The organism is Pseudomonas sp. LAMO17WK12:I5, from assembly GCF_900215165.1.
Taxonomy (GTDB): domain Bacteria; phylum Pseudomonadota; class Gammaproteobacteria; order Pseudomonadales; family Pseudomonadaceae; genus Aquipseudomonas; species Aquipseudomonas putida_A.
Window position 1 is genome coordinate 235,702 of sequence record NZ_OBDS01000003.1, and the last position, 22,944, is coordinate 258,645.

General features: G+C 55.1%; 20 protein-coding genes. 7 read left to right on the plus strand and 13 right to left on the minus strand.

The features are described 5' to 3' along the window. Positions 1-170: 170 nt before the first annotated feature. The 6 genes from CRO59_RS06535 to CRO59_RS06560 all read left to right on the plus strand — a co-directional run bounded on the left by CRO59_RS06535 (position 171) and on the right by CRO59_RS06560 (position 5,610). Entirely contained in the window at positions 171-824 is a 654-nt protein-coding gene (locus CRO59_RS06535) for an ABC transporter ATP-binding protein (RefSeq protein WP_097088764.1), read from the plus strand. Then, the gene (locus CRO59_RS06540; RefSeq protein ID WP_097088766.1) at positions 821-3,292 is read left to right on the plus strand and encodes an FtsX-like permease family protein; all 2,472 of its coding nucleotides are present in this window, start codon (positions 821-823) and stop codon (positions 3,290-3,292) included. The genes CRO59_RS06535 and CRO59_RS06540 overlap by 4 nt, the downstream gene beginning before the upstream one ends. Then, a complete protein-coding gene (locus CRO59_RS06545; protein ID WP_097088768.1) occupies positions 3,282-4,352 on the plus strand; it encodes a lipocalin-like domain-containing protein in 1,071 nt (356 codons plus the stop codon). Before CRO59_RS06540 ends, CRO59_RS06545 begins: the two co-directional genes overlap by 11 nt. A 151-nt stretch (positions 4,353-4,503) precedes the next feature. Beyond that, the gene (locus CRO59_RS06550; protein ID WP_097088770.1) at positions 4,504-4,746 is read left to right on the plus strand and encodes a hypothetical protein; all 243 of its coding nucleotides are present in this window, start codon (positions 4,504-4,506) and stop codon (positions 4,744-4,746) included. An 11-nt stretch (positions 4,747-4,757) separates the two neighbouring features. Continuing rightward, a complete protein-coding gene (locus tag CRO59_RS06555) occupies positions 4,758-4,940 on the plus strand; it encodes a hypothetical protein (RefSeq protein WP_027611616.1) in 183 nt (60 codons plus the stop codon). 85 nt (positions 4,941-5,025) lie between these two features. After that, positions 5,026-5,610, plus strand: coding sequence for a hypothetical protein (locus tag CRO59_RS06560; protein ID WP_097088772.1), 585 nt, complete (start codon positions 5,026-5,028; stop codon positions 5,608-5,610). 329 nt (positions 5,611-5,939) lie between these two features. On the opposite strand, the gene CRO59_RS06565 is transcribed toward CRO59_RS06560, so the two are convergent. Continuing rightward, positions 5,940-6,746: a glycosyltransferase family 2 protein gene (locus CRO59_RS06565; RefSeq protein WP_097088773.1), complete on the minus strand. Its 807-nt coding sequence runs from the start codon at positions 6,744-6,746 to the stop codon at positions 5,940-5,942. A 215-nt stretch (positions 6,747-6,961) separates the two neighbouring features. Here CRO59_RS06565 and CRO59_RS06570 point away from each other — a divergent pair, with 215 nt between their 5' ends. Further along, the gene (locus CRO59_RS06570; protein ID WP_097088775.1) at positions 6,962-7,774 is read left to right on the plus strand and encodes a VanW family protein; all 813 of its coding nucleotides are present in this window, start codon (positions 6,962-6,964) and stop codon (positions 7,772-7,774) included. A gap of 37 nt (positions 7,775-7,811) precedes the next feature. Here CRO59_RS06570 and CRO59_RS06575 read toward each other — a convergent pair whose 3' ends face one another. The 12 genes from CRO59_RS06575 to glcF all read right to left on the minus strand — a co-directional run bounded on the left by CRO59_RS06575 (position 7,812) and on the right by glcF (position 22,942). Continuing rightward, positions 7,812-8,309, minus strand: coding sequence for a hypothetical protein (locus tag CRO59_RS06575; RefSeq protein WP_097088777.1), 498 nt, complete (start codon positions 8,307-8,309; stop codon positions 7,812-7,814). Further along, positions 8,302-8,694 carry an Imm50 family immunity protein gene (locus tag CRO59_RS06580; RefSeq protein WP_097088779.1) on the minus strand — a complete coding sequence of 131 codons (393 nt, stop codon included), beginning with the start codon at positions 8,692-8,694 and terminating at the stop codon, positions 8,302-8,304. The genes CRO59_RS06575 and CRO59_RS06580 overlap by 8 nt, the downstream gene beginning before the upstream one ends. Before the next feature lie 377 nt (positions 8,695-9,071). Then, positions 9,072-9,692: a hypothetical protein gene (locus tag CRO59_RS06585; protein ID WP_003226256.1), complete on the minus strand. Its 621-nt coding sequence runs from the start codon at positions 9,690-9,692 to the stop codon at positions 9,072-9,074. A 234-nt stretch (positions 9,693-9,926) separates the two neighbouring features. Further along, positions 9,927-10,313 carry a hypothetical protein gene (locus CRO59_RS06590; RefSeq protein ID WP_097088781.1) on the minus strand — a complete coding sequence of 129 codons (387 nt, stop codon included), beginning with the start codon at positions 10,311-10,313 and terminating at the stop codon, positions 9,927-9,929. Positions 10,314-10,562: 249 nt separating this feature from the next. Further along, complete coding sequence (locus tag CRO59_RS06595) at positions 10,563-11,033, minus strand: hypothetical protein (protein ID WP_097088783.1); 471 nt, start codon at positions 11,031-11,033, stop codon at positions 10,563-10,565. Positions 11,034-11,366: 333 nt separating this feature from the next. Continuing rightward, positions 11,367-11,699 carry a hypothetical protein gene (locus CRO59_RS06600; protein ID WP_045122541.1) on the minus strand — a complete coding sequence of 111 codons (333 nt, stop codon included), beginning with the start codon at positions 11,697-11,699 and terminating at the stop codon, positions 11,367-11,369. 2 nt (positions 11,700-11,701) lie between these two features. Then, positions 11,702-16,369 (minus strand): RHS repeat-associated core domain-containing protein, encoded by a 4,668-nt coding sequence (locus CRO59_RS06605; RefSeq protein WP_097088784.1) that lies wholly within the window; start codon positions 16,367-16,369, stop codon positions 11,702-11,704. Beyond that, complete coding sequence (locus CRO59_RS06610) at positions 16,369-17,106, minus strand: DUF4123 domain-containing protein (RefSeq protein ID WP_097088786.1); 738 nt, start codon at positions 17,104-17,106, stop codon at positions 16,369-16,371. Before CRO59_RS06610 ends, CRO59_RS06605 begins: the two co-directional genes overlap by 1 nt. Next, a complete protein-coding gene (tssI, locus tag CRO59_RS06615) occupies positions 17,096-19,138 on the minus strand; it encodes a type VI secretion system tip protein TssI/VgrG (RefSeq protein WP_097088788.1) in 2,043 nt (680 codons plus the stop codon). Before tssI ends, CRO59_RS06610 begins: the two co-directional genes overlap by 11 nt. Positions 19,139-19,271: 133 nt before the next feature. After that, on the minus strand, positions 19,272-19,787 hold the full coding sequence (locus tag CRO59_RS06620; protein WP_003226246.1) for an Hcp family type VI secretion system effector: 516 nt from the start codon (positions 19,785-19,787) through the stop codon (positions 19,272-19,274). A 457-nt stretch (positions 19,788-20,244) separates the two neighbouring features. Beyond that, positions 20,245-21,633 carry a VOC family protein gene (locus CRO59_RS06625; protein WP_097088791.1) on the minus strand — a complete coding sequence of 463 codons (1,389 nt, stop codon included), beginning with the start codon at positions 21,631-21,633 and terminating at the stop codon, positions 20,245-20,247. Between the two features lie 88 nt (positions 21,634-21,721). After that, positions 21,722-22,942 carry a glycolate oxidase subunit GlcF gene (gene glcF, locus CRO59_RS06630; RefSeq protein ID WP_097088793.1) on the minus strand — a complete coding sequence of 407 codons (1,221 nt, stop codon included), beginning with the start codon at positions 22,940-22,942 and terminating at the stop codon, positions 21,722-21,724. Between the last annotated feature and the right edge of the window lie 2 nt (positions 22,943-22,944).

Sequence of the window (22,944 nt, forward strand, 5' to 3'; positions counted from 1 at the left end):
GCTGATCTGAAGATATTTCCTACGGTGTTTGATGGTGAGTCCAGTATTTGTGAGCAACCTCAATCTCTGTGGGAGCTGGCTTGCCAGCGATGGGGCCAGTGCAAACACCACTGATCTGCTCAGGCCGCAATCCGCTATCCTTGCCCCACATTGACCCAACGGATGGCGGCATGCTTCAGGTTCAAGGCGTGTTCAAAAGTTACCTCACCCCCCAAGGCCCGCTCCCGGTGCTGCAAGGCGTCGACCTGACGCTCGAAGCCGGCAGCAGTCTGGCGCTGATGGGCGAATCCGGCAGCGGCAAAAGCACCTTGCTGCACCTGATTGCCGGCCTCGACAAGGTTGATCGCGGCAGCATCCACAGCGGCGAGCATCGGCTGGAGCAGATGAACGAAGCGCAACTGGCCGACTGGCGCCGTACGGAAATCGGTCTGGTGTTCCAGCAGTTCAACCTGATCGGCAGCCTGCGGGTCGAGGACAATCTGGCGTTCCAGGCGCGCCTGGCCGGGCGCCATGAACCGCGCTGGCAAGCGCATCTGGTGCAGCGTCTGGGGCTGGGCGATTTGCTCAAGCGTTATCCCGAACAACTTTCCGGCGGTCAGCAGCAGCGGGTGGCGCTGGCCCGGGCCTTGGCGTCGCGGCCGAAACTGCTGCTGGCCGACGAACCCACCGGCAGCCTCGACGAAGCCACCAGCGACGAAGTGCTGCGCCTGTTGCTGGAACTGCTCGACGACACGCCGACCACGCTGCTGATGGTCACGCACAGCCCACGCGTGGCGGCGCGACTGGCGCAGCGGGTGGTGTTGTCCAGCGGCCATCTGACGTGAACGTGCTCTGGCAAACCCTGCGTGCGCTGCTCAGTCATTGGCGGCGGCATCCGGTGCAGTTTTTCAGTGTGCTGACCGGGTTGTGGCTGGCGACCAGTCTGCTGACCGGGGTCGAGGCTCTGAACAGTCAGGCCCGCGACAGTTACGCCCGGGCCAGTCAGATGATTGGTGGCGAACCCCAGGCCAGTCTGGCCACACCGAGCGGTGCGACGTTCACCCAGCAGTGGTTCATCGATCTGCGCCGCGCAGGCTGGCCGGTGTCGCCGTTGCTGCAAGGCCGGCTGATGCTCAAGGATCACCCGGATCAGCGCCTGCAACTGATGGGCATCGAGCCGGTGTCGCTGCCGACGGACGCTGCGGTGGCCGGGCAGGCGATGCCGATCGAGCGCATCGTCGCGTTCTTCTCACCGCCGGGCAGCACCTGGATTTCCCCGGAAACCCTGCAGGCCTTGGGTCTGACCGAAGGCGCCACGCCGCAAACCGCCAGCGGCCAGACGCTGCCGCCGCTGCACGCGCAAAAGGACATGGCACCGGGCGTGTTGCTGGTGGACATCGGTGTTGCGCAAACCCTGCTCGAACAGCCCGGGCAACTGTCACGCTTGTTACTGCCGAAGGATTTTCATGCCGAGCTGCCGGCCGCGTTCAATGGCCGGCTGCAGCTCAAAAGCAGCGCCGAGGAAAACAATCTGGCGCGCCTGACCGAGAGCTTTCACCTCAACCTGGATGCCTTGGGCTTTCTCTCGTTTCTGGTCGGACTGTTCATCGTGCACGCGGCCATCGGTCTGGCGCTGGAACAGCGTCGTGGTCTGCTGCGCACGTTGCGCGCCTGCGGGGTCAGTGCGCGGATGTTGATCGGCTGTCTGGTCGTCGAGCTCGGTGTGCTGGCGTTGGCTGGCGGGGTGTTCGGAGTCATCAGCGGTTACTGGCTGGCGAGCGTGTTGCTGCCTGATGTCGCCGCCAGTCTGCGCGGTCTGTATGGCGCGGAAGTGGCGGGGCAGTTGCGCCTGAGCCCGTGGTGGTGGTTCAGCGGTATTGGTTTGAGCCTGTTCGGCGCGTTGCTGGCCGGTGCCAACAGTCTGCTGCGTGCGGCACGCTTGCCGCTGTTGGCGGTGGCGGATCCGCAGGCCTGGCATCAGCAACATGCGCGCTGGTTGCGCCGTCAGGGTTGGCTGGCGGCGGTGCTGGGACTGATCGCGCTGCTGGCGCTGGTCTGGGGCGACAGTCTGAGCAGTGGTTTTGTGTTGATGGCCGGGTTGCTGCTCGGCGCCGCGCTGGCGTTGCCGGTGGTGCTCAGCGCGGTGCTCAATCCGTTGCTCGGGCGTAGTCGCTCGGTACTCGGTCAGTGGTTTCTCGCCGATTGCCGCCAGCAACTGCCGGCACTCAGTCTGGCGCTGATGGCGCTGCTGCTGGCGCTGTCGGCCAATATCGGCGCCGGCAGCATGACCGCCGGTTTTCGCCAGACCTTCGACGACTGGCTCGAACAACGCCTCAGCGCCGAGCTGTACCTCAACCCGGTCAATCCGGCGCAATCGCGCGAGATGTACACCTGGCTCAAACAACAGCCGAACGTCAGCGCGGTGCTACCCAACTGGCAAGTCGCGGTCACCCTGCAAGGCTGGCCGGCGGATGTCTTCGGGGTGATTGATCATCCTTATTATCGCCAGCACTGGCCGTTGCTCGAGGCGATTGCCGGAGATCCGTGGGCGCATCTGGCAAATGACGACGCGGTGATGCTCAGCGAACAACTGGCGCGGCGCTTGAAGGTGCGCGCGGGTGAACATCTGAGTCTGCCGACCCCAAGTGGAGCGTGGTCGCCGCGGATCGTCGGGATCTACGCCGACTACGGCAATCCCAAGGGCCACGTGCTGATCAACAGCAATCATCTGCTGCGGTTGTGGCCATCACTGACACCGAACCGATTCAATTTGCGCATCGCGCCGCCCGATATCCCGCCGTTTTTGCACGCACTGCAAACGCGCTTTCAGCTCGATGACAGCCGCATCGTCGATCAGGCGCGGCTCAAGGGTTGGTCGGTGCAGGTTTTCGAACGCACTTTCGCCGCCACCGCCGCGTTGAGCAGTCTGACCCTGGCGGTGGCCGGTGTGGCGCTGTTCATCAGCCTGCTGACCCAGAGCCAAAGCCGCCTCGGACAACTGGCGCCGCTGTGGGCCTTGGGCGTGACGCGCCGCCAGTTGATGCTGCTCAACCTTGGCCAGACGTGGCTGCTGGCGGTGTTGACGCTGGTGCTGGCGTTGCCGTTGGGGATCGCGTTGGCGTGGTGTCTGGACGCGGTGATCAATGTGCAGGCATTCGGCTGGCGTCTGCCGTTGCGGATTTTTCCGCTGCAACTGCTGCAGTTGCTCGGGCTGGCGTTGCTGGCGACGCTGTTGGCCTCGGCGTGGCCGCTGTATTCGTTGTACCGCACACAACCGGCGGATCTGCTGAGGACGTTTGCTCATGAGGATTAACCGGGTTGCGCTGCTGTTCGCGCTGCTGCTGTTGGCCGGTTGCGATCAGCCTGTGCCTGAGCAGAAGGGCTTCGCCGGGCTTGGCGATCAGGCTGCGCAGTTCACCGCTGTGGTGCCGGGGCGGGTATTCAGCTTTCCGGCGGATCACGGCGCGCATGACGGTTTTCGTATCGAGTGGTGGTACGTCACCGCCAATCTCAAGGACCGGCAGGGTCACGATTTCGGTGTGCAATGGACTCTGTTTCGCAGTGCGTTAAAGCCTGCGGCAGAGCAGCCGGGCTGGGGCAATCAGACGATCTGGCTCGGGCATGCCGCGGTGACGTCGGCCACCGCGCACCATGCCGCCGAGCGCTATGCCCGGGGCGGAGTGGGGCAGGCCGGGGTGAACGTGGCGCCGTTCGAGGCGTGGATCGATGATTGGCGCTTCGCCAGTCAGGCGCAGGATCCGCTGACCGATCTGCAACTCAGTGCCAGCGACAAAGCTTTCAGCTATCAACTGCACCTCACTTCCAGTCGGCCGCTGGTGTTGCAAGGTGACAACGGTTTCAGCCGAAAATCCGAACAGGGCCAGGCCTCTTACTACTACAGTCAGCCGTTTTTTCAGGCCAGCGGCACCCTGCAAATTGACGGCCAGACCTACACCGTCAGCGGCCCGGCGTGGCTGGATCGTGAATGGAGCAGTCAGCCGCTGGCAGCCAATCAGACCGGGTGGGACTGGTTTTCCCTGCACCTGGACAGTGGTGAGTCGCTGATGCTGTTTCGCACCCGGAAAACCGACGGCGCGCCGTATCTGACCGGCACCTGGATCAACGCCGACGGCCAGACCGAAACCCTGCACGGCGCGCAGATCAGACTCACACCCAAGGACACCGCAAAAGTTGCCGGCCGCCATATGCCGGTGCGCTGGTCGATCAGCATTCCCGACAAACACCTCGACATCAGCCTCGACGCGCTCAATCCCGACGCCTGGATGAACCTGCGCATCCCTTACTGGGAAGGGCCGGTGCGGATCAGCGGCAGCCATGGCGGGCGCGGCTATCTGGAAATGACCGGGTACTGAGTTTCGTACACAAACCCCTGTGGGAGCGGGCTTGCCCGCGAAGGCGCCGGTACAGTCACCCACAGAGCAATTGCCCGGAACTCCGCCCCGTCTACCACCCTCTACCGAACAATCCCGGCCCATTTCCGAGACCCCGGCGAGGAGCCCGCCCATGAGCGACGACCTGCAACCCCCAGACCTCACCACCTGGCAGCGCCTGTTCGACGATCAGACCTACTGGCAGCAATCCCCCGACGCTCACTATTTCGACCTGCAACGCATTGCCGACGATCTGCTCGGCCAGGGCGCGATCGATCTGGAGCAGTGGCAGATCCTGCGCGCCAAGGCCGATGACCTGCACAAGGATTCGCCTGCCGTGAACGTTACCAATGAACTGGATGACCCTGACGCCTGAGGAGAACCACCATGAAACCCGTATCCCCCAGCGAACACCCCGACGAACCCCGGCCACCGGGAGAAACCGAGCGCGACAACGACGCCCTGCGCCCGACCGACCCCAAACAGCGCGAGGACAGCGGCAAGGGCACCACCAGTGGCGAATCCACCGCGCAGGAGACCGCCGCGGCAGAAACGAAAGCCAAGCCCTGAACAGCGTCTATGCTCAGTGGCACATTCGGCGCCAAATACGCGTTGGCGCCGGTTGCTGCCATTCATTACAGGGAAAGTACCGCTTATGAAGCTCCACGCTCTGGCCAAGGCCATCACCCTCGCAACCGTCCTGTCCGCCACCAGCTTCGGCGCCATGGCGGCCGATATTCCGCTTTCTGCTACCGTCGAGGCCGATCAGGTCACCACCAAAGTGCTGGCCGTCGATGCGGCCAACCATCAGGTGGTGCTGGAAGGCGCCGAAGGTCGTCAGGTTCACGTTCAGCTCAGCGACAAGGCGAAAAACCTCGCCAACCTCAAGGTCGGCGACCTGGTAAAACTCGAAGTGCAACGCTCGGTGGCGGCTTACCTCGATACCGATGTGGATAAAGGTCTGCCTGGCACCGTCGAGCGCAGCGGCGAGCTGCGCAACGCTCCGGGCACTGAAAACCCGGGCGGGGAGGCTTATCGCCAGATTCAGGTGCAACTGAAAATCACCAAAATTGATTTGAAGAATAATCAGGTGACCCTGGAAAACCCTCAAGGTCAGTCGAAAATCCTCGACGTCAAAAAGCCTGAAATTCAGGCCAAGCTGAAAGATCTGAAAGTCGGGCAGAGCGTAGTTGTCACTTATACCGATGTATTAAAAGTGACCAGTCAGCATGAAAGCTGAGTATTAACTCTACAAGATGATTGTTCTTGTACAAATTATTGTATGAGAACAATCATCTGAAATGAGCTGAGCCGTGCTTTGAAAGTTTCACGGAAGGATTTCGTCGATAAATATCTATTAACTTTTTCGTACATAAAATTTACCTTTGTGTATGACGACATATCTGCCAACTTCTATTAAAATCCTTCCCGTTCGCCCAGTGTCAGGGCTCTTTACCGGTGCATGGATTGCCAGGCCATTACACTGGGCGAACACCTCTTCGGAGCGGATGTATACAATTTCAGATAAAAAAAGGGCGACTTTGCAGTCGCCCTTTTTTGTGTTCGCAATTATGCCGATGCCTGCCCCGCAAAGCGTTTGAGGGTGGCTTCATACATCTTGGTGCGGCGGTGGTTTTTGCCGTACGTGCCAGCGGCGGCGACGGTTCCTGCCTGGATGTGATCCAGATAGCGGAAAATCTTGCGTGGTGACAGCAGCTTGATGCCATAGCCCAGACCGACCATTCGATCCTGCGGGGTATAACCGGGCACTCGGTCATCCATGCAAAAGTGCAGTCCATGGGACTTCATCAACTTGGCGTTCCACAAAGTGCAGAAACTCTTGAGATGAGTTTCCCGATAAGGTTTCGGCTCTTTACTGCGCAAACCCAACGCAGTTTTCGCCCGGCGAATATAGTGTTTGCAAAACCGCGAAGTTAGTCGCCAGGTGTCTCTCAGAATCCCTCGATTGATTTGCTCGACACACCCGACTGCGGCGATGTCCGCAGACTTTGTACACTCACGCAGCATCATCGCGAAGACTTCCTTGTCGTAGACAAAGGTGTCGGTGTGCAGCAGAAACAGATAGTCGGTTTCAACTTTTTCCAGCGCCAGATCCAGCGCCTTGCCATGCGCAATATGTCCCGCTTCTTTGCCGGGGGAGGGACGTTCGATCAGATTGATCCAGTCCAGCGAACGCAAGTAATCCAGGCTGGCATCCGCCGAATCATTGTCCACCACCCAAACCGGAATGCGCTGCGCCTGAACGTGCTGACGCAATAACTCCAGGCACATCCGGGTGATGTCCGGGGTTTTGTAATTTACCAATACAAGACTGAAATTCGGCTGCGTAACGGCTGGTAAATCAAGCTGGCTCATTCGGTAAGCTCATCCGCGGTTGATCGGCGACAAGTGTGTCTCGGGCCGGGATGCTAGCGACGCAAGCTTAGTTGAAGCTTAATTTGCCGTTCAGCAAGCCATTCGAAGTGTGTCGAGCCACGACATCTCGCGCACGACGCAAGCCGTCCCACAGGCTAAACTGCGCGCCCCTCAGACGCTTCAAGGACAAAACGGCGCCTGCCGCTGCCTCACGGATGAAACCACTTTCCCTCTACCACCCGGCCCTGTACTGGCTGCGCGTGTGGCAAAAAAGACTGTTCCGCCAGATCGCCTGGCGTTGCTCCAGCAAACGCTACGCACGCCTGGTTGCCGGCGCTGACCGTCTGCCATTTCGCTACCTCAAACACACCTCAAAACTTATCCGCAAACTCGGCGACTCCGACCTCGCCCTGCAACACAACAAAGTCATCAACCTCAAACTTGCCGTCGCCGCCATCGACGGCCTCATCATCGCCCCCGGCGAACACTTCTCCTTCTGCCGCCTCGTCGGCCGCCCAACCCGCAAATGCGGCTACGTCGAAGGCATGGAACTGTCCTTCGGCGAAGCACGCAGCGGTATCGGCGGCGGAATCTGCCAACTGAGCAACCTGATCCACTGGATGGCGATCCACTCACCGCTGATAGTCGTTGAACGCTCCAACCACAGCTTCGACCCATTCCCGGACGAGGGGCGGGTACTGCCATTCGGTTCTGGCGCGGCGATTTTCTACAACTACGTTGATCTGGTACTGCACAACCCGACTCATCGGAGTTTTCAGTTGAAGTTGAACGTGGGGGAGACGCAGTTGGAGGGCGAGTTGCTATGCGATCGGGTGCGGGCGTATCGGTATCACGTGTTTCAGGAAGGGCATCGGTTTGTGCGGCAGGGGGAGCGGGTGTATCGGGAGAATGAGATCTGGCGGGAAGTGCGGGAGAAGGGGCAGGTGGGGGAATTGGTGGAGAGGGTGAGATTGTATCGGAATCGTGTGGTGGTTAAGTATGAGGTGATGGACGAGTTGATCGGGTAGGGCGCACCAATAGCAACATGATATTGGCGCCCACTGGTCAGTTTCTGAAATAAAGCTCATCCAGTTGGCGTTTGCGTATGGACAGATACTCTTCCCATACCTTGGGGAAGTCTTCATCTTTGGTCAGCGGGAAGGTCAGATAGATGTGCCTTCCAACCACACTGATGTATTGCCTCACACGCTTGAAGGCGGGTTGTTCGTAAGCTGCCACGCTTTCGTCATAGGCGTCATGGTAGTGATGGATGCTCACTCGGTGCGGGGCGATCATGCACCGCGAGAAATCGATCACCCAGCAGCTGTCAACGGCTGTGCTCAAATAACCGTAGACACCGTCGCTGGATAGACGAATGCACGAATTAGCCTGGGTGCCGTCGTCATCGTTGACCAAAATGATCTTGTCCGCGAAGTAATTGATATTTCTGCCGTCAGGTCCTTGCAGGAGCAAGCTCCAGCCTTCGGCTCCCATGCGGAACTCACCGTTGTTTTCGAAGGTGGCGGTCCAGTTGTTGGCGAGTGTGATTTGATGTTTATTCATGGGTGCTCATGTAAACAGAAGGGCCACAAAGTAATGGGTATTTTGTTTTGAACTCTAATAGAGAGTTTTCATTTTCTGCGCGGATAAAAAAATACTCGTCAATCTTCTCTATTTTGATAGTGAGGCTCTCTCGAGTAGGTATGTTTTTTAAGAGTAATTCCTTGACTCCGTTGCAGCTCAAGCCAATGCGGCAAGTGTTGAATCCCATCTTTATCCATTTTTCAGGTGCGGAGTCGGGGATTTCTGGGATATCGAATTCGAAGGTTATGTTAGGTCTGTTGTTGTCGATTGTTATTTGGAATAACTTTATCGTGCTAATTTTAATAGGTTTGGTGAACACTCTATTGAATAAGGTGTAGCCATCAAGTTCATTCCAGGTTTTCATTTTTTTTCCTTGAAGGGGTAGTGTTCTTTGGTGCCGGGGACCTTTCAGGTTCTAGTGTCATCGAAGGTAAAAGAGGCAAAAGGGCCAGATTTGTTTTCAATATCTTTTGGGTTGTCATAAATAATAAATCTGTCCCCTTTTGTCTCAATAGGAAGTAATAGTAAAGGTAATATGTCGAGGCAGGGGTCTAGTTTCATTGTTCATATTTCGGAAAGTATTTTGTTTCATTGTTTTTGAAAGCTCTATCGAGCGGTTGAGGTTTTTGTTGTGTGCACTGCAATTCTTTTATGTTGGCCAATTTCCTAGAGTGCTTCTTTGATTGAAAATCTCTGCAAGGAATTCTGAACAATTTTTCTTTCTCCCGATTCGCCACTATTTTATATTGAGTGCAATCGATAGCCTGCATCAAAATCGCATATGGTATGCAAATTGCTGTAGCTAATATCGAATATACCCTGAATTTCAGGTTGAACGCGATTTGCCTGTGAGTTTAATATCCCTACTGATTTCTGAAGTTCGTCGTATGTGGGTATATAAGTGTGGTTTGAAGCAGTGAAGTCGAGGGTTACTTTTTTTGGTGAGATGATGGCAAGGTTGATTAATAATTCAGGAGTTGAGAATGATCTTCCGCCGATATCGTATATTTTATCTTTGTTCTCTAATTTTGGGCCGTAAGATTCGTGCGTCAAGTAGCCACTGTCCTGGTTTAATAAGCGTATTAATTTTTCGTGACCTTTTATTTTTTCAAATGTGATGATGGCTTGCTTAATGACCAGGAAACCGTCCTCGTCCATCTTTTCTAGAAAGCTTGGGTTCTGGTTTTTTATTGAAGAAACTACCGATTTTTCTATTAAGTTAAGGACAAAATTAAATAGTTCTAGTTGGAATTTGTCTTGAATATTTTCGTTTGGAGGTATGTTTATATACGAGATAAGTCCGCCTGCATTATCGAAGTCGATAGCGCCAAAGGATTCTGTAATGTCAATTGAAAAGTTCATTTTGCTCTCTCGATAAAAAATTGATCAAGTTTTTTTGAATCGATTTGGTTGCCATCAGTTGTTTTATGGTGTTTTGGGTTGAGTTTTGTTTATAAAGCTATTCTTAGACCTAATTAATTTTTTGTTTTTAGTGATTTTTATGTATTTGTTTGCGTGAAAATGGGGCTGAAAAGGGGGCAGATTTATTTCCTTCAACGAAAACAATCCGTCCCTCTCCTCATTGCAGTTCAGCAACTAGAGAGGATATTCACACCGCCATGGAGTAGTGAAAAGTTCTGGATCGACGTTAAGCTTTTCAAGAAAGGCGTTGATTTCCGCTTCAGAGTTCATGGTTTCTATTTTTAAGATGTTGATGTCTCGGTCGTCCACGCCGTCACTTGTTTCAAGTGTTTCGGTTGAGATTGTAAATATCACTGTTGCATATCGGAAATTTTTTGATTGATGGATGAAGTCATAATGGTTATATGGAACATTGGTAAAGGGGTATTTGTAAATGGCGTATACTGAAATCCATTTTCTTAGTGAAGGGTTTTCGGATTCTAGCTCTTGCGCAATGTTGTTGTAGCCTGTTCCGTCGAGCCCAAACCATACACTTCGTGGGATACATTTCTGGGTTGTCATTTTTCGACCCTAGAACCGATTTGGCCAATAAATTCGGATTATTTTTCAAAGCGGAAGGGAACAGATTTATTTTGATTGCTTTTTTGGGCTGCCTACACAAAAAATCTGTGCCCTTTATTCGTTTTTCTATCGTGTCGGGTGTTCGCTAATTTTAATGCGATATTTTTATGGGAGTAGCAGAGTTTTTAAACTTTGAATTCTTTAAATGGCTATCATCAGTTGTGCCGAAGTCCTGATCTGCATGTTTTTTCAAAGCTGTTCAAGATTAAGGGTGCATCCCTTTAGCTTTAATCGTTTGATTTTCTCATCAAATGTGTACTTTGGCAGATCTTTGTTTTTTAAATCGTACTGTTGCCTAAGCAGACGAAATAGTTTTCCTATATTTTTCTTGCTTCTCTCGTCAAGACTTTCGATTAAGTCGTAACTATTGCTCGATAAAAAGGCTATTTTATTTTTAAGTGTGTAGTAGGTGCTTATATTGGAGAATAATCCTTCGGCATCTGAATAATCTTCCTTCAAATATTTTGCGTAATCTTCAAATATCGATGTGAGTAAATTTTGTGCGGCTTTCTGATTTTTTAAAACGCTGCACATTTCCTGCCAGTTGCTAATAAAAAGATGGTCTCCCCAGTCGGAGCCTCGAGCAAAATATTGTCCATTTCCTTTAAAGAAATCAGATATTTCGTGAAGGTCTAAAGCAGTTTCAAAAGTGGTCTTCATTGAAGATTTTCCCAGTCATCGAAATTTTTCAATGAAAAAGGGGGCGGATTTATTTTCTGAAAAGAAGGCCAAAGGGAAGGCGTTCAATCCCTTTTGATCAAAAAGTGGCAAGCTGAAGCAGTATAGGTATGCTCAGTTTCTTGGTGAGTGATTTCACCAGAAATAGAAATCCATTATTTTTTATAAATTGAAAGTGTTTATGTGTTTATGTCATTCAGTTATATTGAGTTGCCATTTTTATCGAATAAAGAGTGGTTTTTTTCGATATTCTTTGAGTTGAGTATTAAATATGGATTTGTAGTTTTTATCAGTTTATATAATTCTGGGAAAAACTCAGAAGTAAAAAAACAATCCAGTATTATGTTTTATTGCTGATTCATTAAGCTTTAAGATTTTGTTTATTATTTCAGTGTTGGTGGTTTTTAATGCTTCTTGAAATATGTTGAGAGATGTTTGTAATTCTGAGATTCCTTGTATTTTTTCGTCTTCGTACTCGTCTATAAGTATTCCTAGTGTTGAGTTGATTTTTTCAATTGCTCCGGTCTTTACAAGGGTTGAGAATTCATCTTCGGAAAGAAAAATTTCTTCCAGATCTCCCGGTAAACATTCATCAAAGTCTAATCGATTCATTGCTTCCACGGTTACTGGCACTGAAATTGTTTTCACTTCTATGGTTCCTTGTTAAAGTGCGTAACTTCGTTGTATTCGCTTTGCGATCTGCCTGTTTGCTTTCCGTTCGGAAGCGTTTTGTTGCTAGGTACAATTCCGTCAAGGTTCAGATATTTACGTTTTCCGGGAAGTGAGGGGTCGTAAACTCTAAAATAGTTTCCATTCATGTCTTCTACTACTTCTACTCCGTTTTGAGGGTTTTTGTATATTTTCTTACCCTTATCAGTGGTGCTGATTATAGGATTGTTGCCGGCGAATTTTTCCACAGCATTATTTAAATTTGCTTTAGGCCAATTTGCAGAGTATTGAGCAGCTCGAGCTGCGCCTCCTGTCTCAGGTGCTTTTTGATCGCCCTCATTTACTTGTGGTTTTGTTGCAGCATCGTCAGCCCCCACTCCAGGCGTACAATTCTCGCCGCCTGGACAAGTACTCAGACCAAGCGGATCCACCCAACCCGTAGGATTAGGCACGTACTGATAGTTGTTCAACCCACCCGCGAGCTTGATCGGATCCGGCGTCAAAAAACGCCCAGTACCCGGATTGTAGTAGCGGTGCCGGTTGTAATGTAACCCCGTCTCGGCATCGAAGTACTGACCTTGGAAGCGCAGCGGATTATCAATCTCGCTGACGTCCAGCGCGGCGAGATTACCGTAGGCGCGGTACTTCGCCGACCACATGATCTCGCCGCTGTAATCTGTGAGTTCTTGCGGCGTGCCGAGGTGATCAAGCTGATAGTAGAACGGCGTAGCTTTGCGTGGACCTTCGCCGTCGAGCATTGCCAGAGGGCGGAAGCTGCCAGGTTCGTAAATGTAGCTGCGGTAGCGGTTTTCCGCGCTTTCAGCGATCAATCGTTCGCCTTGCCACAGAAACTCGGTAGTGTGGCCGTCGACGGTTTTTTCGATACGGCGACCAAAGGCGTCGTATTTGTAGGATGCGGTACTGCCGCCCGGCAGGCTGACGCCGATGAGGCGGTGCTGGCAGTCGTAGCGGTATTCGGTGACGAGTTTCTGGCCGGCACCACGGCGTTCGCGGATCAGGTTGCCGTAGGCATCGTAGTCGTAATGGCGGTCGCCCTGCATCAGCAGGCGGTTGCCTTTGACGTTGGCCAGGTTCGCTGTGCCTTCGTTGTTTTGACCCAGCAGGTTACCGGCCGGATCATGGGCGAAGCTTTCCGGTGTGGCGCCGCGCACGCTGATGAGTCGGTCGAGCGGGTCGTAGTGGTAGCTGCGCTTGCCTTTGCGGCTGTCATCGATACCGGCGAGATTGCCGTTGGCGTCGTAGTTGTATCGACGCTGAAACAGGTTCTTGTCTCGCTGGCCGACTGTGTGGGCTTGCAAGCGACCCTGCTCATCGTACTGGTATTGGCTGAGCAGCAGACCTTGTTGGCGTTGCTGTTCGCGTCCGGCGCTGAACTGGTGAGCGGTCAGGCGAGAGCCATTGAGGTCGATGCTGCTCAGACGTCCGCCGGGCAGGTGACGGTAGTCAAGTTTGCTGCCATCGGGCAGGCGGCAGTGGTTCAGTTGGCCGACGCTGTCATATTCGTAACGTGTGGTGCCCCAGCCTTGGTGTTCAGTGATCAGGCGATCTTGCACATCGTATTCGTAGGCGAGTGGCCAATTGCCGTCGTCGACATTTACCAGACGACCCAGTCCGTCGTAGCTGTAGTGAATCTCTTCGCCATCGGCGAGGATTTTTACCAACAGGCGGCCAGAAGCATCGCGCTGGTATTCGGTAACGAGTTCGCTGCCGTCATCGCCGAATTCGGTTTTCTTGACCAACTGGCTGTTGAGGTCGTACTCGTAGGCAGTGCGACGACCGTCGAAGCCGGTTTCCTGTTGGATCAGGCCGTTGGCGTAGTAGTCGAGGTGATATTGCTCGCCGCGCTCGTTCTCTATTTCGGTAAGCAGCAGTCCCGCATTGTCGTAGCGGTAGCGCAGTTGGCTGCCGTCCGGATTGATGCGACGACTGACAAGATGCAGGTTGTCAGCATATTCGTACTGGGTAATGCGCCCAAGTTCGTCTCGCTCGGCGGTGACGCGACCATACGGGTTATAGGTGAAGGCACGGCTGGCGCCACCGGGTAGGATCACCTGAATCAGACGGTCAACGGCATCCCATTGGTATTGAGTAATGGCGCCCGTTTCATCTTGGCGAGTGATTTGCCGCCCAAGTGCATCGTAACGGTATTTACGTTTCCCACCATCCGGTAACTGCTCTTCAAGCAATTCGCCGAGGTTGTTCCAACCTAACCTATGGCGGCTGCCATCCTGGTTTAGAATCTCTAAAAGACGACCTTGATCATCGTAAGAGTAATACGTTGAATTACCGTCGGGATCAATTTGTTGAGTGATATCACCTTGTTTGTTTCGTATATATTTCCAGATCGCATCGCCACGACGAACTTCGGACACAAAGCCGAATTTGTAGTCGTAAAGTGTAGGTGTGTCCTCTGGCGGAATTACTGCTTCCAATCGACCCGCGTCGTTGTACTGGTATTCCGTGATTGCGCCTAATGGATTCTTTTCGGCAACAAGACGGCCCTTTTCGTCGTAGATGTTGCTGTGTTCCGCTCCACCCGGTTCGACTTTGCTGATGAGTCTGGCGTGATCGTCATGAGTGTAGATTTCCTCACTGCCATCAGCGTTAGTAACAGTGACGCTTCCATTATCGTCCCAAGTATAGCGGGCATCCATCTGTGTAAAGTTTGCCCAATGATGGATGCATCGAGAGGATTTTCCTTCGTTCTCCCATTCCCAGAAGAAGCTCGCACCACCAGCTAGTTGCCTTTCGAGAATTACGTTTTGGTGGTTATAGGAATAAAGCTCACTTTCACCCGCGGCGTTTTTCGCTTCCACGAGGCGACTGTGCTCGTCGTATCGATAAGTGACAAGTGTTTGAATGGTGGCCCAAGCATCTTCCAGGTTGTCTGCAGGGATGAACTGCTGATAATCGACAGATACAATATGCTTGCGATTATAGCGAATTAATAATGCTCGTCCCGCACCGTTATCTACACGTTTGATTCGTCCATGAATATCGCGAGTAATATGAAGCCGATTACGATACCGGTCAGTAATTGCAATAAGTGTTGCGCCTTCGCTGTTGTACCTGAAGTGATAGAACAGCGGGCGCTCGCCTGCCTGGGTCAGAATGAGTTCAGATGGATCATCACCAATAAAGATAGCCGCTTTTGCTAGGCTATTGGTTATTGCTGACCGTTGTTCGCTAGGAAGCGGAAAGTTGGTGATGCGATTTTCATGATCTGTCCAGACAATCCCGTCGTCATTCACTTGGACTCGCTGTGCAAGAGCGTGACTCCACCCGTAGCCTAGTCCACAGTCTACTTCTGCTGCGCTAGTACGATATAGGCGGGTCCATTCGAATGGAAACAGTCCATTTAACTGGCCGTCAGTAAGCGTTAGCAGTTCCTCCCCTGTAACCATCGATACTGGGCAGCCGTTAACACAAGTTTCCCTGGTGCAGGCGACGTTTTTATCGTCGTGGTTGGTTGACTGTTTTGATTTGTCATCAACATGCTCTGAACTGCCAACTTTTGCATGGTCTTGTCGGTCCCAGCCAAGTTTGACCTTGCCCTTTTCAAAAGTCCCAGCGATCGCCCTTGTAGCGAGTTTTTTGTAGTGCTCGATCGCTTCCATGAACTTTTTAACAATACTGAATATGGATTTTACAAACCCAGAGACGGCTTCGATAACTCTTGCACCGTAGTTAACCAAGCGCACGCCGAGGTAGGCAATACCTGAGCCCTCTGCAGCGAACGTGAGAACGATCGCCAGAAGAATATCTATTAAAATAGTTACGATGGCGCTGGATATTTGTTCTGCGGTTTTTCCGGATATTACGCTGGGAGGGAGTTGTAGTAGCCAGATTCCTGACGCCTTCAGAATAAGAAAAAGTGCCGCTTGGTCGCTGGCTAGCAACATCAGCTTTTCCATCATCGCTGGTGTTTCTTTCGCTAGTCTCAACAAATCGCTCGCGCTTTCTCCCAATTCCTTTGCGAATTGTTTCGGATCCTTCAGGATCTCAAAGATTCGCTTAATGCCGTCAAATGCTGCCTTGATCGCCTCCCAACTTCCAATGAGCGTTCCCTTCATCTGGGCGAGGTAGGGGGAGGCAAGTGTTTCCTTCGGCCAAAGTGGTCTGTATTTTCTCCATTCTAAGTCGAGCCAGTCTTTTAACTGTGCGGTGAACCCGTCGTAGGAGCTAAATAGCTGATTTAGCTGATTTTTTGTTACTGAGCTTTGTACCCGAACGAAGTATTTTTTTCCTGGTACGCCCTTGTAAACACCTTTTCCATCAGCATCGAGAGTGATAGAAGTTGCTGTGCCGCCTTCTTTGGGAGTGACCTCGACCGTTATATTGCCAACGGGAATGTCGTTGACGGAGACAAACTTACTTTCGATCAGCAGTCTGCCATCCTTGGGGCACTGTGCAACCGTGGATTCGAACTCATCGTCTTTCACACTGACAGTAGCGTTCGCGCTCCCGAGCTTGATGGATCTGCTCAACCCAAAAAATGCTGGTCTATCGAGAAATTGAGGCCCCTTGTCCAGCCATTCCGCATATTTGCTTTCAGTCAGTTCTCGGTAGTCCTTCAAACTGTCCGGGAAGGTAGAGAGTTGTTTATCAACAAAGGCAACGCGATCCATCAGCCTTGCTCCAGAATCAGGTGGTTTAACAGTGCTTCTTTAAGGTTTTTCGGCGCATCCGGGCGGCGCACGAAACGGCTGACTTTCAGCTTCAGGTTGTTCTCAGGCCAAGCGTTGTAAATGTCCGGGCGGTCTTCTTCCAGCCACTGCATAAGGTTGCTGATCAGTGTCGTCGGGTTGTCCTTGGCTAAGCCATCCAGCAAATCCTTCGGCACCTCCCACCACGGCCAATCCTTCACCTTCGGCAACACCCGTGTCCCAACCTCCAGCGTCTGCCCATTAATCAAATACCGCTCAAACACCGGCATTACTTCCCCAGCCTTCTCCCCAAGCCCCTTCAGAATCGGGTAGATATGCCGCCCATCCCAGAACCGGAAAAACACTTCGGTCCCGTCCGGCATCTTCACCTGTGTCAGGCTGCGCAGGTACTCGAACACGTCGTTCGGTTCGGCGCGTGAGACCGCCAGCCAGCCCCAGTCGAGGGCGTCGGTTTCGGCGATCCACGGCAGGAATGCCGAGTTCGGTTTGAGCTCGGTGACGTAGGGCATCACTGGTTGCCAGGTGGAGTAGGGCGTGCCGCCCCAGATTGGCAGGAGTTGGGCAGTGGGTTCGGTCAGGTACAGGGTTTTCAGCGCGTCGGCATCGCTCGCTGCGCTGACGATCAGGTACAGGCGCTCGCCACTCTGCAGCGGCTGTTGCGCCAGCCAGTCCTTGGGTGTCAGTCGATCAGATGGCACAGGCACCTGCCTTGCATTTTTCGCATTCTTCGCAGAACGGCGCGTTACGTTTGAGGGTGTTGATCTGGGCTGGGGTCAGGACCTGGCCGGCCTTGTCGGCGTCGGCCTGTTTCAGCACGCCGGGCATCAGCGGGGCGGCGCCAGTGCCGCTGCCGGGGCTGCCGCCGGAGTTGATGTTGATCGTCGGGCCGCTCATGGTCACGCCGCCGGCGTCGATCTTGATGAAGCTGCCGCCGCCGACCAGGGTCAGCTCGGCGCCGGCTTCGAGCACGACTTTCATGCCGCTGCTCAGGTGGATTTCCTGGCCGGCGTCGATGAATTGGCCGGTGCCGATCTTGATGTGCTGGTTGACGCCCACGGTCAGGTGGTCGTTGGCGCGGGCTTCGACTTTGCGGTCGGCGTAGACGGTGTGATGTTCTTCGGCTTTGAGTTCCGTGTAGCTGTTCTGCTCGACGGTGTCGTGGCGTTCGTTACCGACGCGGATCTTCTGGTCGTGCTCGATGTTTTCGTCCCAGTCGCGCTGGGCGTGGAGGAAGATCTGCTCCTGACCTTTCTTGTCTTCGATGCGCAGTTCGTTGTAGCCGCCACCGCCCATGGAACTCAGGGTCTTGAAGGTGCTGCGAGTCTTGTTTGCCGGCAGCTCATACGGGACGGTGTTTTCCTTGTGGTACAGGCAGCCGCTGATCAGCGGTTGATCGGGGTCGCCTTCAAGGAAGGTCACCAGCACTTCCATGCCGATGCGCGGGATGGCGATGCCGCCGTACTGGGCGCCGGCCCAGGCGCTGGAGACGCGCAGCCAGCAACTGGTCTTGTCGTCGGCCTGGCCTTCGCGGTCCCAGTGGAACTGGACTTTGACCCGGCCGTACTGGTCGCAGTGGATCTCTTCGCCTTTCGGGCCGGTAACCACTGCGCTCTGGCTACCGAGGATGCGCGGTTTCGGGTGGCGCAGCGGTGGACGGTTCGGCACGTCCCACGGGGTCGCCTGGAAGCGGTTGCGATAGCCCTGATGGAAATCGTCTTTAAGGGCAGTGGTGTCGCTGGTCACCGACTCTTCCAGCACTTGCGGCTGTTTGCCTTCGTGCAGGACTTCGGTGAGTAGCCACAGGTCGTTCCATTTGGCTTTCGGGTGTTCGGTCAGGGCGAGGAAGTGGCCGCTGACCAGCAGCGGCTGATCACTTTTGCCTTCGGCGAGCTGGAAGTCGCTGCGGTGGCGTTCGAGGGCGCGTTTGGCCAGGTGTTTGCCGCGCTCGCGGTCGATGAACCGGCCCGGGTAATCGTAGTCTTCGAGGTCGGGAAGGGCGTCGCCGCGGTTTTCGCTTTCCAGCGTCAGGCGTGGTTTTTCGAAGTCGTAATCGCGGCGCGTGGTGCGGCTGGTGCGGGTTTCCAGGCGCAGGTCGAAACGCTTGATCACCGGGTTGCTGGCGACCATGCCGGAGTCTTGCTGGTAGGCCACAGGCTTGAGTTTCGGGAACACCGTCTGGTCATCGCCGAAGACGAGCTTGTGCGCTGTAGCGCTGTGCTGGAAGTGGTAGTGAATACCTTCTTCCTCGCACAGGCGCTGGATGAAATGCAGGTCCGATTCATCGTATTGCACGCAGTAGATGCGCTCGGGATAGATCGAACCGGTCTTGAATTCGTAGGCGTTGCTTTGAATGCCGTGCTCTTCGAGAACCATGCCGATGATTTTCGGCACCGTGAGGTTCTGGAAGATCCGTTGGTTGACGCGGTGCGCCAGGTACGACAGTTGCGGGCGCAGGGTTACCGAATAACGGGTCAGGCGCTTGCCGGAATCGCCTTGCGCGGCGCGGTAGATCTGGCCGTGGATGCCGCTGCCATCGGGCGACAGCTGCAGAAAGGCCGGTTTGTGCAGCAGGGTTTCGAGGTCCAGCGACGGCTGCTCACTGACCAGCTCCACCTCAAAGACAAAAGGCTGGCTGATGGCTTCCCGGCCGGTCAGGGTGAATACCTGAAAATCGGCGGAGAGCCCTTCGATGGTCAGGGCAAAGTGGGTTTCATTGGCCGGCGCGAACATCCCTTGTTCCTCGTGCTGTACAGCGGCGCTCGTCGACGGCCGCAAAAAACGGCTCAACGTACGCGAAATTCTGGAGGGGCGTAAACAACATCGACCAGCAGGGCTGGTCGATGCTTGTAACGATCAGCCGTAATTAAACGACTGGAGCACGCCAGTCATCGGAACCCGAAGTACCGGATACTTCGTGGGTCCAGGTGATTTTACGGTAGGTGAACTGCACTTCTTCCAGGTGGGTGAAGTGCGAGTTGCCTGGATCCTGGCAGTTGTGCATTTTGTTGTTGATGGCGACGATGATCGCGTCTTCCAGTTTGGTGGTGTAGTAGTGCTCTTGAGTACCTTGAGCAGAAGTACGGTACCACTGGATAACGATTTCGCTCATGCGCTCGCCGGAGGTCAGAGCAGCTTGCAGCAGAGGCGAAGCCTTGTCGTAGACCTTGGTGATGATCACTGGCTTGTGAACGCGCTGACCGGTTGGCTGACCGGATTGTGGGTCACGCGGGATGATCACGTCGTGGCTGAACGCCTGAACCATGACTTGGTCTTCGTGGCCTTCCTGGTAGGTGTTGCCAACGGAGTCGGCGGTGAAGGCGCCGGCAGTGATCAGGCCTTGTTTTTCGCCGGTAACCGACATGTACGCTGGTGTTGCCATGGGGTGCTCTCCTTGCGGATAAATTTAGGGTGCCCGGGAGGCGAAATCGCCCGGTGGGTGCCTGACTGTTATCAAGGAGCGTGCCAGGTTTGTCGAAGGTCCCGGCAACCGGGGGTGGAGTGGCTCTGGCGTGCGGTTTAGCCGATGTTTTTTGCTGAATCGAGAGGGAAAGTGCGCAACTTCTTGCGCAGTACTGCGCAAGAAGTTGCGCACTTGGCTGTAAGCCACGCCAGTCAAGGCCTGCAGCGCGATGAGTCGCCTTTTTCACCGATCAAGTGCGCAAGAAGTTGCGCAGTAAGGCCAAGGGCCAGCGTCGAGCGTTGCGTCTTGTCGTCGCGGTTGTGCTAGAAGCAACATTTGATTCTGTGGCGAGGGAGCTTGCTCCCGCTGGAGTGCGCAGCGCTCCCAAAACGAGGGCCGCTTCGCAACCCAGCGGGAGCCAGCTCCCTCGCCACAGTCAGAGCGGTTTCAGGCCCAAAACCTGGGCACACTCCTCGATTGAACGCCGCTGCGTCTCGGCATACAGCCCCAGCTCATCAATGGTCGCACGCCCCAAGGCCTGTTCAAACGCCTGACGGTTCGAGTGTTCGCCATAGTGCGTCTGCGCTGCATCTCCAAGGTTCGACTGAAAAATCCCCGCCGCACTCACCGGCAGGAAATCTTCGTACACCAAAGGTTCAGCTTTCACATGGCCCTCACGGAGCAAATCCTCCAGCGATGCCGACTTAAGGCTACCCGCCGCCAAGCCTTTTTCCGTAGGGAAGTAGCGAAAGTACGCCAGCCCCTGTTCGCGCATGCCGTCGACGCTGTCAGGAAATTCGCCAAAGTGCTGAGTCATCAGCGCGTTGTAGCGTGCGGCGTTGCCTTCGTTGGGGAAGTCACCGAGTTCATCGCGCGCGGCATTCAACAGGCGGTCATACAGCGCCCGGCCCTTGGGCGTCAGCGCCGCGCCGCGTTGTTCGATCTCGCCGAAGCGCGCGCTGTGGCTGCCACGGGTGTTGTGCTGGTCGGTGAAAGTGATCGGCTCATCCAGCGCTTTGAAACTGGTCTGGCGCAGCAGGATGGGGCAGTGCCGACGCGGCGGCCCTTCGATTACCGCTTTCGGGGTGATGCCATGCACCGGCATTTGCGCCTGAACCTTGTCGATGTCCAGAGTGCGCGGGGTCAGGTGGTTGATGTGCGGGCCTTTGAAAGCCACCACGTCGGCGATCAGACGGTGCTGAGCGCTGAGGGTCTGGTACTGCGCGGCGGTGACGGTTGCGCTGTGATGCCAGCGAAAGGTCTCAAGGGCCTGCAGGACAAATTCCTCCGCTTCAGGCTCATTCAGCCCACCCGCTGACTCAGCCTGCTCGATCAGGTGCAAGACAGTCGGGGTAAAGATCGAACGCTGATTCAGTACCGATTCAGCAAACGTGCGCAGTTCGGGATCTTCGATCAGTTCCAGACGCAGCAACGAAGTGAACACCCGAAACGGACTGACCTGCAGCGCCGCTTCATGCACCGCGCGAAACGCCGTGGAGTGCACCGGCACACCCGCCGGGGTCAAGTCGTAATAACCCACCGGTTGCATGCCCATCACCGCGAACAGCCGGGCGAGGGTCGCCAGCTCTGTAGCCGTGCCGACGCGAATCGCGCCGTGGCGCTCCATGTCCAGCCGTTCGATTTCACCGGTGCTGTCGAACTGCCGTGCGATGTCCGGCTGAGCGGACAGCACTTCGCGGTTGGTCTGTTCCACCAGTTCCATCAGCGCGCCGTACAACGGCACTTCTTCGCGGTACATGTCGGACATCGCTTTGGAGAAGCGTTGGCGGATCAGGTCGGGGCTGACGAAAGGCTGCACGGTCATGAAAAAAATTCCTGCCACGGTCACGGTTTGGATGGAGGAAAAGATCGCAGCCTTCGCTGGCGGCGGCAAACGAAGAATCCTACGAACTTCATTCTGCCAACGACTGATCCACCAGTTCGATCCAGTGCACAACCTGCGTCCGTCCAGCGCCCGCCAGGTGATTCTGACAACCGATGTTGGAGGTGACGATCAAGTCCGGGCGATCGCTTTCCAAGGCGTTGAGGCGGTTGTCGCGCAGTTGTCGGGCGAGAGTGGGTTGGGTCAGCGAATAGGTACCGGCCGAACCGCAACACAGGTGCCCATCCGGTACCGCCGTGAGGTTGAAGCCCAGCCGGGTCAGCAGCGCCTCCACCGCGCCGCCGAGTTTCAGCGCATGTTGCAAGGTGCAGGGGCAATGCACGGCGATCCGGCGTTGGCTGGCGGCGCACAGTTTCTCCAGGGGCTCCCGGGCCAGGATCTGTACCAGATCCAGCGTCCGTTCGCTGATCTGCCGCGCCTTGTCGGCGTAGCGCGGATCCTGTGCCAGCAAATGCCCGTAATCCTTGATGAACGCGCCGCAACCGCTGGCCGTCTGCACGATCGCTTCGGCACCGTTTTGCAGGTGTGGCCACCAGGCGTCGATGTTTTGCCGGGCGCGGTCGAGGCCTTTGGCCTGGGCGTCGAGGTGATAGTCCAAGGCACCACAACAACCGGCCTCGGCCACCGGGGTGACGCTGATGCCCAGCCGATCCAGTACCCGCGCCGTCGCGTCGTTGGTGTTAGGCGACAGGCCCGGTTGCACGCAACCTTCGAGCAACAGCACCCGACGCGCATGGCGCGGGGCAGGGCGTGTACCGGACGCTGGCGAGCGCTGCGGCAATTTGCTTTCGAACATTCGCGGCAGCAAGGGTCGGAACGTTGTACCAACGCGCAGCAAACCCTTGAACACGCCGGGGTTCGGCGCCAGTGCGCGCAGACCCTCGCGCAACAAGCGCTGGGCGGCGGGGCGCGGCACCGCCTGATCAACCACCGCTCGGCCAATGTCGAGCAGGTTGTGGTAATCGACGCCGGACGGGCAGGTGGTTTCACAGTTGCGACAGGACAGGCAGCGATCCAGATGCAACTGAGTCTGTGCGGTGGCCGGCGCGCCTTCGAGCACTTGCTTGATCAGATAGATGCGCCCGCGCGGCCCGTCAAGCTCATCGCCGAGTAACTGATAGGTCGGGCAGGTGGCGTTGCAAAAACCGCAATGCACGCAGGTACGGAGGATTTTTTCCGCCTCGGCCGCGCGCGGCAGTTGTCGGGACTCTTCGCTGAGGGTGGTTTGCATGG

What these genes read in the sequence shown, in the direction of transcription:
- CRO59_RS06535 (WP_097088764.1), top strand. Translation starts at nt 171, where the DNA reads ATGCTTCAGGTTCAAGGCGTGTTCAAAAGTTACCTCACCCCCCAAGGC.
- CRO59_RS06545 (WP_097088768.1), top strand. Translation starts at nt 3,282, where the DNA reads ATGAGGATTAACCGGGTTGCGCTGCTGTTCGCGCTGCTGCTGTTGGCC.
- CRO59_RS06550 (WP_097088770.1), top strand. Translation starts at nt 4,504, where the DNA reads ATGAGCGACGACCTGCAACCCCCAGACCTCACCACCTGGCAGCGCCTG.
- CRO59_RS06555 (WP_027611616.1), top strand. Translation starts at nt 4,758, where the DNA reads ATGAAACCCGTATCCCCCAGCGAACACCCCGACGAACCCCGGCCACCG.
- CRO59_RS06560 (WP_097088772.1), top strand. Translation starts at nt 5,026, where the DNA reads ATGAAGCTCCACGCTCTGGCCAAGGCCATCACCCTCGCAACCGTCCTG.
- CRO59_RS06565 (WP_097088773.1), bottom strand. Translation starts at nt 6,746, where the DNA reads ATGAGCCAGCTTGATTTACCAGCCGTTACGCAGCCGAATTTCAGTCTT.
- CRO59_RS06570 (WP_097088775.1), top strand. Translation starts at nt 6,962, where the DNA reads ATGAAACCACTTTCCCTCTACCACCCGGCCCTGTACTGGCTGCGCGTG.
- CRO59_RS06575 (WP_097088777.1), bottom strand. Translation starts at nt 8,309, where the DNA reads ATGAATAAACATCAAATCACACTCGCCAACAACTGGACCGCCACCTTC.
- CRO59_RS06580 (WP_097088779.1), bottom strand. Translation starts at nt 8,694, where the DNA reads ATGAAAACCTGGAATGAACTTGATGGCTACACCTTATTCAATAGAGTG.
- CRO59_RS06585 (WP_003226256.1), bottom strand. Translation starts at nt 9,692, where the DNA reads ATGAACTTTTCAATTGACATTACAGAATCCTTTGGCGCTATCGACTTC.
- CRO59_RS06590 (WP_097088781.1), bottom strand. Translation starts at nt 10,313, where the DNA reads ATGACAACCCAGAAATGTATCCCACGAAGTGTATGGTTTGGGCTCGAC.
- CRO59_RS06595 (WP_097088783.1), bottom strand. Translation starts at nt 11,033, where the DNA reads ATGAAGACCACTTTTGAAACTGCTTTAGACCTTCACGAAATATCTGAT.
- CRO59_RS06605 (WP_097088784.1), bottom strand. Translation starts at nt 16,369, where the DNA reads ATGGATCGCGTTGCCTTTGTTGATAAACAACTCTCTACCTTCCCGGAC.
- tssI (WP_097088788.1), bottom strand. Translation starts at nt 19,138, where the DNA reads ATGTTCGCGCCGGCCAATGAAACCCACTTTGCCCTGACCATCGAAGGG.
- CRO59_RS06620 (WP_003226246.1), bottom strand. Translation starts at nt 19,787, where the DNA reads ATGGCAACACCAGCGTACATGTCGGTTACCGGCGAAAAACAAGGCCTG.
- CRO59_RS06625 (WP_097088791.1), bottom strand. Translation starts at nt 21,633, where the DNA reads ATGACCGTGCAGCCTTTCGTCAGCCCCGACCTGATCCGCCAACGCTTC.
- glcF (WP_097088793.1), bottom strand. Translation starts at nt 22,942, where the DNA reads ATGCAAACCACCCTCAGCGAAGAGTCCCGACAACTGCCGCGCGCGGCC.